A 14,988-nucleotide genomic window follows, 5' to 3' on the forward strand; every position below is an offset into this window, starting at 1 on the left:
ATCTATGCAAGTATTTACTATCATATTAAATATATTATTAAGTTAACACCATGAAAAACAACTAAATAGGCATCTTAATATTGCACAAATTATAGCAATAACTATAATCCACCATATAAAGCACCATATCCACCAGCAGCACCACATAAATTTCACCTCCTCTTTAAAAGACCGAGGCTATTATCCAAGGTTATTATATTATATGAAGATACATGCAGCTTTGATACTACAATAGTTGGCTAGAAAAAGAAATATAAGTTTAGTATAATTAGGATAAATAATATTTTGAGAATTAAATGTGAATATAGATATGGATTAGAATCATAAAAGTAGAAATAAAGAGAAATTTAAATAATTAAGATTGGAAGGGATAAGATTGCGAATACTTCATACATCAGATTGGCATCTGGGAAAAAGCCTAGAAGGATATAGCCGGTTGGAAGAGCAGGAATTGTTTTTAGAGGACTTTATAGAAGTTGTAGAAAAAAATGATATAGATTTAGTTATAATTGCAGGAGATATATATGATAATTCAAATCCTCCTGCTAGGGCAGAAAATTTATTTTATAAAGCACTTAATAGAATTTCTCAAGGGGGGAAAAGAGGAATTCTTATAATTTCAGGCAATCATGATAATCCGGAAAGGCTTGTTGCTGCAAATCCTTTAGCTAAGGAACAGGGAATTATAATGGTTGGACTTCCTAAAAGTGTAGTACCTGTAGGGAATTATGGTGAAATGGAAGTGATAGACTCCTGTGAGGGATGTATAGAAATTAAGATAAAGGATGAAAAAGCAGTTATTATAACCCTTCCTTATCCTAGTGAAAAGAGATTAAATGAGATCATCTCTGATAATCAAGAAGATGAACTTAGAAGAAGGGATTACTCAGACAAGGTAGGAGAAATCTTAGAAAACTTATCCTGTAAGTTCAGAGATGATACTATAAATATAATAGTTTCTCATCTGTTTATAAGAGGAGGAGAAGGAAGTGATTCTGAAAGACCTATTGAGCTTGGTGGAACTTTAGCAGTAGATATAAATAAGTTTCCTAAAAATGCTCAATATGCAGCATTAGGACATCTTCATAAGCCTCAAAGGGTTAAAGGAAGAGATTATCCTGTATATTACTCAGGTTCTCCTCTTCAATATAGCAAAAGTGAGATAAACTATGCTAAATGTCTTTATATAGTGGATGTAAAGCCTAAGAAAGAAGCAAATATAGAAACTATTATGATAAATACATACAAGCCAATTGAAATATGGAAGTGCAGCGGAATAGAAGAAGCTATAAAGAAATGTGAGGAAAATTCCTCGAGAGAAGTCTGGGTATACTTAGAAATAACTATGGATACTTTTTTATCTCAAGAAGATATAAAAACCCTTAGAGAGTTAAAGAAGGATATTGTAGAAATAAAACCTAAAATAAAAAGTGAAGTTGAAGAGGAAATTGCATTTGAAAGCTTAAAGGAAAAATCAATGGATGAAATATTTAAGGAGTTTTATATAAACCAAAGAGGGGTAGAGCCTGAGAGTGAAGTTATGGATTTGTTTTTAAGTATAATACAGGGAGATGAAGAGGATGAAGCCTAAAAGACTTAAGATAAGGGGATTAAATAGCTTTATAGAAGAGCAGGATATTTATTTTGATCAGCTTGTGGAAAGAGGGCTTTTTGGAATATTTGGACCCACAGGAAGTGGTAAATCCACAATATTAGATGCTATAACCTTATCTTTGTATGGTTCAATTGCTAGAGGAAGTAATGAGTACATAAACAGCTTTTCAGAAGATATGTATGTATACTATGAGTTTCAGGTGATGAATGAAGGCCAAAGAAAAACTTACAGCGTGGAGAGAATTATAAAAAGAGAGAAAAAGGATAGAAGTAAATATAAAACTTCATCCTCAAGATTGGTATATATTAAAGATGATGAAAGGGAAATAGTAGCCGAAGGGGTTAGGAGTGTAGAGGAAAGTATAAAATCCATAATAGGCCTTACATTAGATGATTTTACTCGTTCTGTGGTTCTTCCCCAGGGTAAGTTTAGTGAATTTCTAAAGCTTACTGGAAGAGAAAGACGTGATATGCTTGAGAGAATATTCCTTCTTGAAAGTTACGGGAAAAATCTTTCGGAGAAGATAAAAAAGGTTAGGGTTAAGACATATACAAAGCTTCAGCAGCTTGAGGGTCAACTTAAAAGTTTTGAAGGAATATCAAAGGAAAAATATGATTATTTAAAAGAAAAAATGGATTTGCTTCATGTGGAAGAAAAAAAGTTAAGTATGGATAAATCCTCTGCTGAAAATCAGTATGAAAAATATAAGAGAATTTGGGAGCTTCAAAAAGAGCTTAATGGGTATTTAGGAAAGCTTCAAATTATTAAAGAAAAAGAGGAAGAAATAAACTTAAAAAAACATAAATGGGATAGGGGCATAAGATCTTCTAAAGTAAAACCATTCCTTGAAAGTGTAATAGATACAGAAGAAAAGCTGGAAAAGAATAAAGTTAACATAGAAAGCTTAGGTACACAACTTAATTTAAAGGAAGTAATCCTAAAGGAATTAGAAGATAAATATAATTATGCACTGGAAGAAAAAAACTGCAAACTGCCGATTTTAATTAAAAAGGAATCAGATCTTTTAATAGCTAAAGATAGGCGGGAAAAGTTAAATATTATAATAAAAGATAGAGATGCGCTGCAAATAGAATGGAAAAAACGAGCAGCTGAAAAAAGTTTAAATGAAGATGAACTAAAAAAGACAAATAAAGATACAGAGCTTATAAAATTAAACATTGAAAGTTTGGAAGAGGGTATAAGCAGCTTAAAAGTTCAAGGTGAGTTTAAAGAAAAGGTACAAGAAGGAGCTTTAAAGGAGAGGGAACTAAAGGAGTTATCTAAAAGACTCCAAGATGTAAAGGATAAGTTGAATTTGAAAATAGATGAGTTTAAAAAGTTTACTGATGATTATGATGTTTCAAAGAAGAAGGAAGAAGAATTACTTCAAGCATTAAGCTTATTCGAAAAGGAAATGCAGGAACTTGAAAATTTAAATCCTGGAGATGAAAGTGCTTTATTATCTTTAAAGGAAAAAAGATATTTAAAAAATCAAAAACTTGAAGAAGTGCTAAAACAACAAGGAAAGAAATTTGAGCTAGAAGGTAAATTGAAGCCTTTTATAGAACAGAGAGCTTTACTAGAAAATATATTGGAAAAGCTTATGGCAAATCTTAATATAAAGGAAAATGAACTTAAAAACATTAAAAATGATATAGAAAAATATAAAAAGAAAAATATGGCATCTATTTTAGCTAGGGAAATTGAAGAGGGAGAGGCTTGCCCGGTGTGCGGTTCCATTCACCATCCATCTTTAGCAGGAAGCACTTCTTTGGATAAATTAGACTATTTATCTAATACAGAGGAGGAGCTTAAGGAAATAGTTAATCTTTTACAAAATGATAAAATGAAAGTTGAAGGACAATTGTTTCAAGTTAAGCTTAAGGAAGATAATATAAATGAGCAGTTAAGAGAATATATAAGTAATTTAAAGGATGTAAAAATCGAAGAAATTCAGCATGAATTAAATAAGCTTAATGATAAGGTTCAAGATTTGGATAAATCTATTAAGGAATATAAATCTAAAAAAGAAATAATAGAAAATAAAATAAATGGACTAAAAGAAGAAAAGTTAACTGTTGAAAAATCAATAATCACATTGGAGGGAAAGATTAACTCTTCTAAAGTTTCCATAGATGAAATTAACTCTGAAATTAATGGCTTGAAGGAAATGCATATAAAGCTAAAAGAGCAGTGGAGTAATAGTATAAATGAATTAAATGTAGAAAGCTTAATAAAGGAATTAGAAAACATAAATAAAAAAGATAAGGAAAGAGAAAGTAAGGAAGTTTTACTTAAAGAAGAAAGAAATAAATTAGAAAATTTTCAAGCTAAAAAGAGTGAGTTAGAAGTTAAATTAAACCAAATTAAAAATGCAATGAGCGTTATAACTCAAAGTGGATTGGAAAAAACATACTTTATAAAGGGTGAAGAGGCAGAAATAAATAGGTTTTCTGAGGGAAGAAATATTGAGGAATATATAAAAGAGGTAAAAAGCAAAATAGAGCTTATAAATAAAGTTGAAAAGGAGCTTAGAGAGTCTCTTGAAAAGGAAAAAACTGAAAAACAGCTTATTCAAGAAAGAAAATGGGGAGAAGAGCAGTTAAGAGAAAGCCTTAATGAATCTTTAAAAAGCTATCAGTTAAAATTAAATGAATCCCTTATAGAAAATGAATTTGTAACCCTAGGAGATGTTAGAGATTCTTTAGTGGAAGTTAAGGAAATGGAAAGGCTAAAAAATGCCATTGAATCATTTGAGGAAGAGTTTAAAAATACCATAAATAACATAGAGAGAGTTAATGAAAGGCTAAATGGAGAAAGCATTGAAGAAGAAAAGTGGCTTGAGATTATACAGAATAAAGAGGAAAAATCGAAACTTTTAACCTTAAAGATAAAGGAAATAGCTGCTTTGGAGAAAGAACTTCAAGACATGGAAAAAGCACTAAAAAGTGTTGAGGATTTATTAGAAATTCAAAAGAAAATAAAGCATAAATTAAGTCTTATTCAAGACATAGAAAAGCTAGTGGAAGGGAATAAATTTGTGGAGTTTGTAGCAACACATCATCTAAAGTATATAGCCTTGGAATCATCCAAGAGACTTAAGGAAATAACAGGAGATAGATATGCACTTCAGCTTGACCCAAATAGCAATTTTGTCATAAGAGATGATAATAATGGTGGAAGCATAAGAAGCACAGCTACACTTTCAGGGGGGGAGACCTTCGTTACATCACTTGCCCTTGCGCTTGCATTATCTTCTCAGATTCAGTTAAAGGGAAGTACACCGCTTGAGTTTTTCTTCTTAGACGAGGGATTTGGAACTTTGGATAATACTCTTTTAGAAGTTGTTATGACATCTCTTGAAAGATTAAGAAGCAATAAATTAAGTGTAGGAATAATAAGCCATGTGGAAGAGCTTAAAAATAGAGTACCTGTAAAACTTATAGTAGAGCCTCCAGTATCGGGAATCGGTGGAAGTAAGGTAAGAATTGAGTACAGCTAGATTTTTAATGTTGAATTTGGAGTATGGGATTTACATGCAGGAAGTCAGTTCACTGCTTTTTAAAATGTAAATCCTATACTATATCCACCATTAAAAACGTGCAATTTTTATAGAGATTAGTGATTGCAACGTAGGACCTAGGATTTAAAAGGAATTATTTTTTTTCATGAATTTTCTCCATTATATCCTTCAACACTCCATTAAATTTTTTAGATTTAAATTCAGGGAAGGCATTGCGGATTCTTGAAGATCTCTTGATAGCTTTAGATATTATATACTCATATCTAGTTTTTAATTCAGCTATTAAATCCTCTGAGTTAGCATCAATTTGTTTGTTCCTTCTTAGTGATTTTATATGAAAGTTTAAATTTTCAAGCCTCTCTTTTAGTTCTAAGTTTATATTGTGAAGTTCTTTAAATAATGAATGCATATGAATTACCTCTATTAAAGTAGCTGTAAAATCTGCTATAAAATATGCAAGTAATGCAGAAAAAAACCAAGTCCCAATTGGGAAAGGAATCCACCTTATAATAAAGTCTACAGTTGGATGAATTATTTTTAATATAAAAATTGAAAGTAATCCCCAATATATTGAGAATTCCAAACAAATTCTACCCTTTATATTATATTTTCTATTGTTATAATCCCACCAACTACTATGAAATAAGGTTTCTAAAATATATCCGGTAAAGTATTCTAAAAGTGAAGTGAGTATAATAGAAAATATAAATAGCGTAAATACATTATTCATAAAGGGCCTTAGAAATATTATCAAAAATACAGTTCCGAAGCCATAAATAGGACAAAAGGGCCCGTTTAAGAACCCCCTATTTATAAAACAGCCATTTTTAATGGTAGCATATATAGTTTCTAAAACCCAACCTAAAAAAGCATATACAGTAAAGCATAAAAATAGATAATAAATATTATGGTTTATTAAATTTAGCTCATTCATAAATAGCTCCTTGTAGGATTATTTATATATATCCGAGAATTCTATGTTTATTCTTTCAACTAAGTTATCGCCTAAATTATTTTCATACGTGTTAATTTTTTCACTTGTGAGTATTGCAGGAAGTGTGATTATAAATTCACAGCCCTGGCCAAATGTGCTTTTAACATCTATCTTTCCACCGTGAAGCTCGACTAAAGATTTTACTAAGGAAAGGCCTATGCCACTGCCGTCTTTATTTCTTTCTAAAGTTCTATCCACTTGAGAAAATCTTTCAAATATAAGCTCTAACTTATCCTCGGGAATGCCAACTCCAGTATCTTTCACATATAACTTAACTTTATCGCCTAAATCCTTTAAGGTAACCATAATGCAGCCGCCGGGATTAGTGAATTTTAATGCATTGGATATTAAGTTTAATACTATTCTCTCGATTTTTTCAGGATCACAGGATATTATCTTTTCTTCTACATCTGTATCGAATATAAGGTCAATGGATTTATCTTCTACATAACTAGCTATGGATAGTGTTATGTTTTCAACTACACTGACGATATTATAATTGGAGCAAGATAGCTTATAATAACCAGCTTCTAATTTAGTTATATCTATTAAATTATTTATTATTTTAATAAGCCTAAATGAATTTTGCTTTATGCTATTATAATAAATTTCTTTTTTATCATGATGCATTGAAAGTTGTCCGTGCAAATCCATAGTTAAAAGTTGTGTAGCACTCAATATTACATTAATAGGAGTTCTAAGTTCGTGAGATATGTTTGCAAAAAATTCTGTTTTCATTTTATCTATTTCTTGAAGCTTTTTAAGAAGTTTATCTTCTTCCTCTATTTTTTCAGATAATTCCTTTAAAAGTTCCTTGTCTGTTACATCTTTCACCAGTATCAAAGTCCAATTTTCATTTTTTTTCTGAGATGGACAAAATTCTATTTCAACCTTTCTAAGAATACCTTGGCTGTTTGTAAATTTATGACAAAAAGAGTATAGAGGAGTGGAATCATAAGATTCAGAAGGTAAATACTTATTCATAGTTTTATTTTCAACAAACCATTCAATATCTGGAATCTTCTCCAAAAAGGAAAAGCCTTGAAAAGGCATGAGTCTACTACATCTCTTTTATGCATCCCTGTAATTTTACTCATGGTCTTGTTCCAAATAATTATATTAAAGTTTTCATCTATGACAGTAATGCCCACATTTGTATGTATTAGAAGTGATTCTAAAAGAGAAGCATTAAATTTATCCATTAAAAAGTTGGATGATACTACTTCTATAACATCATCATTGGAAGGCATGCTTGAATTTAAATATGTCTTATTTTTAGAATTTTGTACCTTCAACATGAATAATTAACTCCCTTCATAAATCTAAATCCGCTAAATATACTTAAGTATTCTATAAAAGTGCAAAAAATCCTTCATTTAAACTTATATAATATCAAAAAACTATGTATTTTTATAAGACATTATTTGCAATGGACTACAATAAGTGCTATATTTTTATTAGTTTGATAATATTAAATGTATTTATAAGTAATATTAGAGGTGAAAGTGTTGAATATATATCTTTTAAGGCATGGAGAAACAGAGCAAAATTCAAAAGGATTTTACTATGGTAACTTAGATGTAGATATTACAAATAAGGGAATAAATCAAATAGAGTATATAAGTAATGAAATTAAAAATATACACTTTGATAAAATATATGTAAGCAATATGAAAAGAGCAATATCTACTGCAAGTATTGTATCAAAAGATAAGGATATACTGTGTATAAAAGATAAAAGATTAAATGAAATGAATCTAGGAGTATTTGAAGGAAAAAGCTATGAGCATATACAAAGGGAATATCCTATAGAATTTCAAAAGTGGTCAGATGATTGGAAGCATTATGCGCCTCCAGATGGCGAAAGCTATGTAGAATTTTATGAAAGAGTAAAAGAATTCTTTCAAGAAATACTGAAACTTGAAGATAAAAATGTACTTTTAGTAACTCATAGCGGGGTGATAAGATCTATACTTACTTATGTTATGGGAGAAAATTTAGATGTATTCTGGAAATTTGGTTCAAAAAATGGTGATTTAACATTAGTGAAATATGAGTATGAAAACTTATACATAGATTTTATTATTCATGCAGATATATAAAGTTTAGGAGGAAGCTAGTATGGAACAGGGAAAAATAATATTAGTTACAGGTGGAGCAAGAAGTGGGAAAAGCACCTTTGCAGAAAACTTATTAAACGATAAGGATGATGTGCTATACATTGCAACATCAGTTATAACAGATGAAGAAATGCAGGATAGAGTTATAAAGCATAAGGAAAGAAGAAATCCTAAGTGGGACACTTTAGAGGGATACAAAAATCTTGCAGAGAAAATTGAAAACTTTGATAACAAATACATGCTTTTAGATTGTGTGACAGTAATGACTACAAATACATTATTTGATCAGGAACAGGGATTACTTTCTATAGGGCTTGATAATGACTTTGATTTTATATCTATGGAGGATGTGGATAAAATAACTGCACTTTTAAAGGAAGAATTTAAAAAACTAATAGAAAAGTCACGAGAGCTCAATAGAACTTTAGTATTAGTTACAAATGAAGTTGGATGGAGCTTAGTTCCAGAGTATAAGCTTGGGAGAATATTTAGAGATACTGCAGGTTTTATAAACCAATACATAGGAAGCTTAAGTGATGAGGTTTATCTTGTATGCTGTGGACAGCCGTTGAAAATTAAATAATAGATAATAGTGAATAAATATTAATTTAATTTATATTGTAGGTGAATAGGATGAAAGAATATATATATGATTTTTTATTGATGGTTCAGTTTTTAACAAGGCTTCCTGTAAAAAGAAGTCTTCCTTGTGAGGCTAAAAACTTTAGAGATGGGGCAGCTATGCTTCCTTTAGTAGGATTATTAGTTGGAGGAATACAGTGGATAGTATACTATGGCTGTATGAGGTTATTTCCTGTAGAGGTAACTACTGTTTTAACTTTAGCAGTAGGGGTACTTATAATGGGATGCCTTCACCAAGACGGATTTGGAGACATATTTGACGGTTTCTTTTCATTTAAAGGTGATAAAGATAAAATAATAGAAATAATGAAGGACAGCCGTATAGGAACCTTTGCTTCCGTAGCACTTATGTTTGATATTTTGGCAAGGTATGCAGCACTAAATTTTATAATACTTAAGGGATGGCATTTTGTAATAATAATTGCGCCAGTTATCAGTAGATGTACATTAGTATTTTTATTTTTAATAGGTAAAAATGCTAAGAAAAATGGGACAGGTAACTTGTTCATAGGCAATGTAAGTATTTGGCATTTTATAATAAGCTTCGTTGTTACTATAGCACTTTCAATAGTGTTTATAGGAGTTAAAAGTACTATTATAGTAATTCCTGTAGCATTTATAGTTACACTACTATTTTTAAAACTTTGTAATAGCAAAATAGGGGGAATTACTGGGGATTGCTTAGGCGCTAATAATGAATTTGTGGAACTTGCAATTTTAATAGCCTTTACGGCTATTTTAAGAGTATAAAAAAGGGACAATATCCAATAAGGATATTGTCTCTTTCAGTTAAGTGCTTATTAATATTTTCTTGTAAGAAGTTTTTCTGCAAGTTCTTTTAAAACTATCTTATAAGGATTTTCTGGAAGGCTATTTATTAATTTAAAGGCCCTTTTTGTGTATTTATCAGCAAGTTCTATTGATTTATTTACACCGTTATATTTATTTACTAACATAAATATATCTCTTATATCTTGATCTGAAAAGAAGTCTTTTTTAAAATAGGGATTAAAGTCCTTTTTATTATTTAATGCAGCATAAATAAATGGTAATGTAAATATTCCTTGTTTTATATCATTTGCTGCAGATTTTTTTATTGATTCATCTGTTCCGATATAGTCTAAAGTGTCATCTATAATTTGGAAGGCCATTCCAATATTATGTCCTATCTTCCAGAACTTCCTAGAAAGGGCGTCGCTGCAACCACTTTCAGCAGCTCCAATATATAATGATAGTGAAAATAGTTCAGCAGTTTTACCAGAAACTCTGCTTAAGTAGCTTTTTACGGAAAGCTCAGTGTCAAATCTTGAACTCAATTGATCTATTTCGCCTAAGCAAATTCTTGACATAGAATTGCTATCTATTTTTATATTTTTAAGAGATGACATTGAGGCTAAAATCTTAAAGCAAATACAAAATAAAAAGTCACCGATATAAACTGCATAATCTGTACCATACTTTGATTGAATTGTTGGTTGACCTCGTCTAATTTTAGAATCATCTACAATATCATCATGAACCAAAGTAGCCATGTGCATCATTTCCATTACAGCAGCTAAGGATGTAGCTTTGTTAGAATCATAGTTACCAAAATGCGAAGAGATAATCACAAATGCTGGACGCAGCATTTTTCCACCAGAGTGAATTAAATCTCTTATGGAAGTTTCTATCTTTTTATTTTTGCATTTAGTGTTTTTCTCCATAATTGAAATTACAGAAGCCAATTCAGTTTTTATATCTTCATATTGATTCCAGATTTTATCCATATAATCAGTCCTCTACATTAAATATCAACTTATAAATAGTTAGAAGGTAGAGTGAAACTCACTCTACCTATTGTTAGCTTTAGTTATTTATTTTATATATTATTTTATATTATTTTTGTTTGTAAACAGGTACTCTTTTTCCAAGCCACCAGTTACTGACTACTTTGTTTATCCATGGAATTACCCAGTAATCTAAGCCGAAGGTTCTACCAGCTCCACCCATTAGTGCAATAGCACCAAAGAAGTACCAAAGTATATCCCAGCCAGCCATTGCTGAGAGAATAAAATTAACAACCATGAATGCTGACGCGGCACTCGCTAAGAATGTAAATAATCCAGCAAGTAAGGCAAGTCCAACACCTACTTCAATAAGAACAACCATTCTTTGAAACCAAACAGCCATTTCAGGATTTGGTATCATAACCTTCATAACTGCAGCATAAAAACTTGGCATACTGCTTAATATTGGCGTTGGCATAGCCGCCGCACCACCTTCGGCAGTTGCTGAAGCTCCAGAATTAGCTGCTGTGTATAACCATTCAAAAGGCATTTTTATATTTCCCGGCATAATCCAGCTGTCCGTATTTGGGCCATACATTAATGATTTAAATCCTTCTTTTGCCCAAGTATCTTCACCAATGAATTTCTTTAAGCCCTCAAGTAACCAAATGCAACCCATGAACAATCTTAGTGGAACAAGCCATAATCTATTTGCCTTTGAGGAAAGATGTCCTCTCATTATACTTCGCTTATCTTCCATGGAGAAGAATTCATGAACTAAATAATGATAGCAAGCATTAATATTATTTACTCCCCATAGATAATGAAGGTTAACTAAATGTTTCATTACCATTGCAAAAAATCCAGCTAATTTCATACCTGAAAGGTTAGCAACGCAGTATCTTCCACCAATTGAAACCATAAAACCATGATATTTTCCATCGTATTTAGTCATTTCTTTCTTTTCTATTGATGCTACTATATTATTAACTACTGTACCACCAGTTTGAAGTGCTGCTTCAACTATTTGAGGATTTACACCGCAGGAACCCCCTTCGTTATAAGCAATATCTCCAACTACAAATACATTTTCTTTGTTGGCTGCTTGCAAATATTCATTGGAAACCAGTCTGCCAGCACGGCCGCTTTCTAAGCCATATTCTTTTGATTCTTGATTTGCTTGTATACCACAAGTCCAAATAAGAGTTTGAGTTGGAATTTCTCTTCCGTCTTTTAGCTTTATACTATTTGAACCTACTTCAACTATTGGAGAGTTCTTTAAGAGCTCAATTCCATGTTTAGCCATATATTTTTCAGCTTTATCTGCTTGCTGTCTATCAAGCATGTTTAAGATAGTAGACATCGCTTCTACAACTAATAGCTTGACTTCTTTTTCATCAACATTATGCTCTTTAGCTAGTTTAGTCTTCCATTCAAGAAGTTCTCCAGCCATTTCAATTCCAGTAAATCCAGAACCAGCTACTACAAAAGTAAGCATTTCATGTCTTTTCTTTTCATTTCTTTCCTTTGAAGCTTTTTCAAACATTGATTGAATATGGCTTCTTATTTTTATTGCATCTTCAAATGACCAAAGTGTAAATCCGTTTTCCTTTACTCCTGGTACTCCAAAAAATGCAGGTTCTGAACCAGTACCTATTACAAGATAATCATATTCATATTTGCTATAAGTAGTAGTTACAACCTTTTGATCAGTATTTACATTTTCTATATAATCTGTAACTACATTAACCTTTGTCCTACTAAAAATCTTGCTAAGTTCAATTTGAACTGATTCAGGATGAACTCTTCCTCCTGCAACTTCATGAAGTTCTGTCATTAAAGTATGAAAAGGATTTTTATCAATTAATGTTATTTCCACAGAATTATCTTTCTTATACTTTTTTGCCAGTTTTTTTGCTACATGTACACCACTATACCCAGCACCTAAAATTAGTATTTTTGTATTGGTCGACATTTAATCACCTCTTTAATATATTTATAATTAATTATCCTTATAAATAAATTTTATATCTAAATTAAGAATATGTCTACATTCTTAACTACATATATATGATACAATAATATGTTATGTAATATCAAGAGTAAATATATGTTCATATGTGAATTTGTGGATGCGTAAATTTGTTTTAATAGTAAATATAAATAGAAATAGTTATAATATTGAAAAATATACTAGCAAAAACTTATATATTTGTGTATAATTTCATTGTAAAGGTTTTAATGGTAGGTTTGTTATTTAACAAACTTCATGAAGTTATTAGCTTAATTATTAAGGGGGAAGAATTGAATGAAGAGAAGATGGTTATCAGGAGTGCTTGCTTTAAGTATCGTATGTACAAGTTTATTTGTGGGATGTCAGAAGAGGGAGGAAACAAAACCTGCTTCATCAAATGAAACAACTCAAGCGGCTTTAAAGGATGGAAAATATAAGGCAGAAGCTTCAGATTTTGATGAAAGAGGATGGAAGCCATTTGTTGAAGTGGAAGTAAAGGGTGGAAAAATTGCTGTAGCTAAATTTGACTATGCTAATAAAGATGGAAAATTAAAGAGTGAAGATGCAGAATATAATAAGAACATGGAAGCTAAGGTTAAGACAGGTCCAGCTAAATACACTAAAGAATTAGCTGCTGCATTAATTGAAAAGCAAGATCCTTCTAAAGTTGATACTATAGCTGGTGCAACTCATTCCGTAGAAAACTTTAAGAAACTTTCCACAGGATTACTTGAAAACGCTAAAAAGGGTGATACTTCAGTATTAAAGGTTACTTTTGAAACTGAAGAAAAAGCAGTAGCTTTAAAGGATGGAAAATATAAGGCAGAAGCTTCAGATTTTGATGATAAGGGATGGAAACCATTCGTTGAAATAGAAGTAAAAGACGGAAAGATTTCTGTAGCAAAATTTGACTATACTAATAAAGAAGGAAAGTTAAAGAGCGAAGATGCAGAATATAACAAGAATATGGAAGCAAAAGTTAAAATAGGTCCAGCTAAATATACTAAAGATTTAGCTGCTGCATTAGTTGAAAAACAAGATCCTGCTAAAGTTGATACTGTAGCTGGTGCAACTCATTCCGTAGAAAACTTCAAGAAGCTTTCTACAGAATTACTTGAAAATGCAAAAAAAGGTGATACAGCAGTATTAAAAGTTAATTTTGCTAAATAATAAGATGTATGAAATAATTATATATAAAGACCTTAGGTTAATAAACCTAGGGTCTTTTATTTAGAGAATATATAAGGAGGATATTATAATATGTTTAATATAAAAAAGTTATATTTGACATTAATATCAATTATAGTTACTATAACTACCGTGGCATGCAGTAGCGGAAACCTCACTAAATACAGTTCACCTATAAGTAGAACTGATTTTTTTATGGGGACAGTAGTAAAAATTTCATTATACGATAAAAAAGATGAAAATATAATTAAGAAGGCCTTTGATAGAATAAAGGAAATTGAAAATGAAGTAAGTATAAATAAAGAGAGTACAGAGCTCACTAAGCTAAATAGTTTAGCAGGCAAGGAACCTTTACAAGTTAAAGAGGACACTTATAATATAATAAGAAATGGTCTAGGGTATTCTAAATTATCACAAGGAAGTTTTGACATAACCATAGGGCCGATTGTGAAGCTTTGGAGTATTGGCTTGCCAGAAGCTAAAGTTCCGACTGAATACGAAATAAATGAGAAACTTAAACTTGTAGGATATAAAAATCTTGAAGTAAACAAGGATAGATTTGTTTTTTTGAAAAAAGCAGGAATGATTATTGATTTAGGGGGTATAGCAAAGGGATATACTGCAGATAAAGTTGTAGAGGTGCTTAAGCAAAATGGTGTAAAAAGTGCAGTTATAGATTTAGGTGGGAATGTATTTGCAATGGGGAGCAAGACGGATGGGCAGCCATGGAAAATAGGTATTCAAAACCCGTTTGAAGTAAGAGGGAAAATTATTGGAACTATTGGAGTGAAAAATAAGTCTATTGTAACGTCAGGTATATATGAAAGATTCATTGAAAAGGATGGAAAGAGATATCATCATATTTTAAGTCCATTTAATGGATATCCATATAATAATGAAATTGCTGGAGTAACTATAGTAAGCGATAAATCAATAGATGGAGATGCACTTTCTACCACAGTATTTTCAAAGGGACTAAATGGTGGAATGAAGTTTGTTAATGAGACTAAAGGAATAGAAGCTATTTTTGTAACTAAAAACAAAGAAGTATATATAACTAATGGATTAAAGAATAATTTTAAACTTATAAATGAGGAGTTTAAAATGATGAACTAGCTAGGAGGAA

The 14,988-nt window shown here is 30.8% G+C and carries 12 protein-coding genes; 7 read left to right on the forward strand and 5 right to left on the reverse strand.

The window, feature by feature from the left end; translation table 11 throughout:
- Nucleotides 1-376 precede the first annotated feature (376 nt).
- The gene (locus BSD9I1_RS03870) at nucleotides 377-1,591 is read left to right on the forward strand and encodes an exonuclease SbcCD subunit D (RefSeq protein ID WP_186429216.1); all 1,215 of its coding nucleotides are present in this window, start codon (nucleotides 377-379) and stop codon (nucleotides 1,589-1,591) included.
- Nucleotides 1,581-5,117: an AAA family ATPase gene (locus tag BSD9I1_RS03875; RefSeq protein WP_186429217.1), complete on the forward strand. Its 3,537-nt coding sequence runs from the start codon at nucleotides 1,581-1,583 to the stop codon at nucleotides 5,115-5,117. The genes BSD9I1_RS03870 and BSD9I1_RS03875 overlap by 11 nt, the downstream gene beginning before the upstream one ends.
- Nucleotides 5,118-5,271: 154 nt before the next feature.
- On the opposite strand, the gene BSD9I1_RS03880 is transcribed toward BSD9I1_RS03875, so the two are convergent.
- From BSD9I1_RS03880 to BSD9I1_RS03890, 3 genes are read right to left on the reverse strand one after another with little or no spacing between them, the layout of a single operon-like run.
- Entirely contained in the window at nucleotides 5,272-6,072 is an 801-nt protein-coding gene (locus tag BSD9I1_RS03880; RefSeq protein WP_186429218.1) for a putative ABC transporter permease, read from the reverse strand.
- Between the two features lie 18 nt (nucleotides 6,073-6,090).
- Entirely contained in the window at nucleotides 6,091-7,161 is a 1,071-nt protein-coding gene (locus BSD9I1_RS03885; RefSeq protein ID WP_186429219.1) for a sensor histidine kinase KdpD, read from the reverse strand.
- Nucleotides 7,113-7,430, reverse strand: coding sequence for a PAS domain S-box protein (locus BSD9I1_RS03890; RefSeq protein ID WP_186429220.1), 318 nt, complete (start codon nucleotides 7,428-7,430; stop codon nucleotides 7,113-7,115). Before BSD9I1_RS03890 ends, BSD9I1_RS03885 begins: the two co-directional genes overlap by 49 nt.
- A gap of 210 nt (nucleotides 7,431-7,640) precedes the next feature.
- Between BSD9I1_RS03890 and cobC the strand changes: the two genes are divergently transcribed.
- The 3 genes from cobC to cobS are packed head-to-tail and all read left to right on the forward strand — an operon-like array spanning nucleotide 7,641 to nucleotide 9,644.
- Nucleotides 7,641-8,234, forward strand: coding sequence for an alpha-ribazole phosphatase (cobC, locus tag BSD9I1_RS03895; protein WP_186429221.1), 594 nt, complete (start codon nucleotides 7,641-7,643; stop codon nucleotides 8,232-8,234).
- 19 nt (nucleotides 8,235-8,253) lie between these two features.
- Entirely contained in the window at nucleotides 8,254-8,835 is a 582-nt protein-coding gene (cobU, locus tag BSD9I1_RS03900; RefSeq protein WP_186429222.1) for a bifunctional adenosylcobinamide kinase/adenosylcobinamide-phosphate guanylyltransferase, read from the forward strand.
- Nucleotides 8,836-8,885: 50 nt separating this feature from the next.
- The gene (cobS, locus tag BSD9I1_RS03905; protein ID WP_186429223.1) at nucleotides 8,886-9,644 is read left to right on the forward strand and encodes an adenosylcobinamide-GDP ribazoletransferase; all 759 of its coding nucleotides are present in this window, start codon (nucleotides 8,886-8,888) and stop codon (nucleotides 9,642-9,644) included.
- A 50-nt stretch (nucleotides 9,645-9,694) separates the two neighbouring features.
- On the opposite strand, the gene BSD9I1_RS03910 is transcribed toward cobS, so the two are convergent.
- Both BSD9I1_RS03910 and BSD9I1_RS03915 read right to left on the reverse strand, forming a co-directional pair.
- A complete protein-coding gene (locus tag BSD9I1_RS03910) occupies nucleotides 9,695-10,660 on the reverse strand; it encodes a polyprenyl synthetase family protein (RefSeq protein ID WP_186429224.1) in 966 nt (321 codons plus the stop codon).
- A gap of 109 nt (nucleotides 10,661-10,769) precedes the next feature.
- The gene (locus tag BSD9I1_RS03915) at nucleotides 10,770-12,635 is read right to left on the reverse strand and encodes an FAD-dependent oxidoreductase (RefSeq protein WP_186429225.1); all 1,866 of its coding nucleotides are present in this window, start codon (nucleotides 12,633-12,635) and stop codon (nucleotides 10,770-10,772) included.
- A 333-nt stretch (nucleotides 12,636-12,968) separates the two neighbouring features.
- Between BSD9I1_RS03915 and BSD9I1_RS03920 the strand changes: the two genes are divergently transcribed.
- Nucleotides 12,969-13,844 carry an FMN-binding protein gene (locus tag BSD9I1_RS03920; protein WP_186429226.1) on the forward strand — a complete coding sequence of 292 codons (876 nt, stop codon included), beginning with the start codon at nucleotides 12,969-12,971 and terminating at the stop codon, nucleotides 13,842-13,844.
- Nucleotides 13,845-13,934: 90 nt separating this feature from the next.
- Entirely contained in the window at nucleotides 13,935-14,978 is a 1,044-nt protein-coding gene (locus BSD9I1_RS03925) for an FAD:protein FMN transferase (protein ID WP_186429227.1), read from the forward strand.
- The last annotated feature ends 10 nt before the right edge of the window (nucleotides 14,979-14,988 follow it).

Source organism: Clostridium sp. BSD9I1, assembly GCF_900185645.1.
Classification (GTDB): domain Bacteria; phylum Bacillota; class Clostridia; order Clostridiales; family Clostridiaceae; genus Clostridium_AK.

Bases quoted from the DNA above. Each gene is read 5' to 3' on its own strand.
- BSD9I1_RS03875 (WP_186429217.1), top strand. From the start codon at position 1,581: ATGAAGCCTAAAAGACTTAAGATAAGGGGATTAAATAGCTTTATAGAA.
- BSD9I1_RS03880 (WP_186429218.1), bottom strand. From the start codon at position 6,072: ATGAATGAGCTAAATTTAATAAACCATAATATTTATTATCTATTTTTA.
- BSD9I1_RS03890 (WP_186429220.1), bottom strand. From the start codon at position 7,430: ATGTTGAAGGTACAAAATTCTAAAAATAAGACATATTTAAATTCAAGC.
- cobU (WP_186429222.1), top strand. From the start codon at position 8,254: ATGGAACAGGGAAAAATAATATTAGTTACAGGTGGAGCAAGAAGTGGG.
- cobS (WP_186429223.1), top strand. From the start codon at position 8,886: ATGAAAGAATATATATATGATTTTTTATTGATGGTTCAGTTTTTAACA.
- BSD9I1_RS03910 (WP_186429224.1), bottom strand. From the start codon at position 10,660: ATGGATAAAATCTGGAATCAATATGAAGATATAAAAACTGAATTGGCT.
- BSD9I1_RS03915 (WP_186429225.1), bottom strand. From the start codon at position 12,635: ATGTCGACCAATACAAAAATACTAATTTTAGGTGCTGGGTATAGTGGT.
- BSD9I1_RS03920 (WP_186429226.1), top strand. From the start codon at position 12,969: ATGAAGAGAAGATGGTTATCAGGAGTGCTTGCTTTAAGTATCGTATGT.
- BSD9I1_RS03925 (WP_186429227.1), top strand. From the start codon at position 13,935: ATGTTTAATATAAAAAAGTTATATTTGACATTAATATCAATTATAGTT.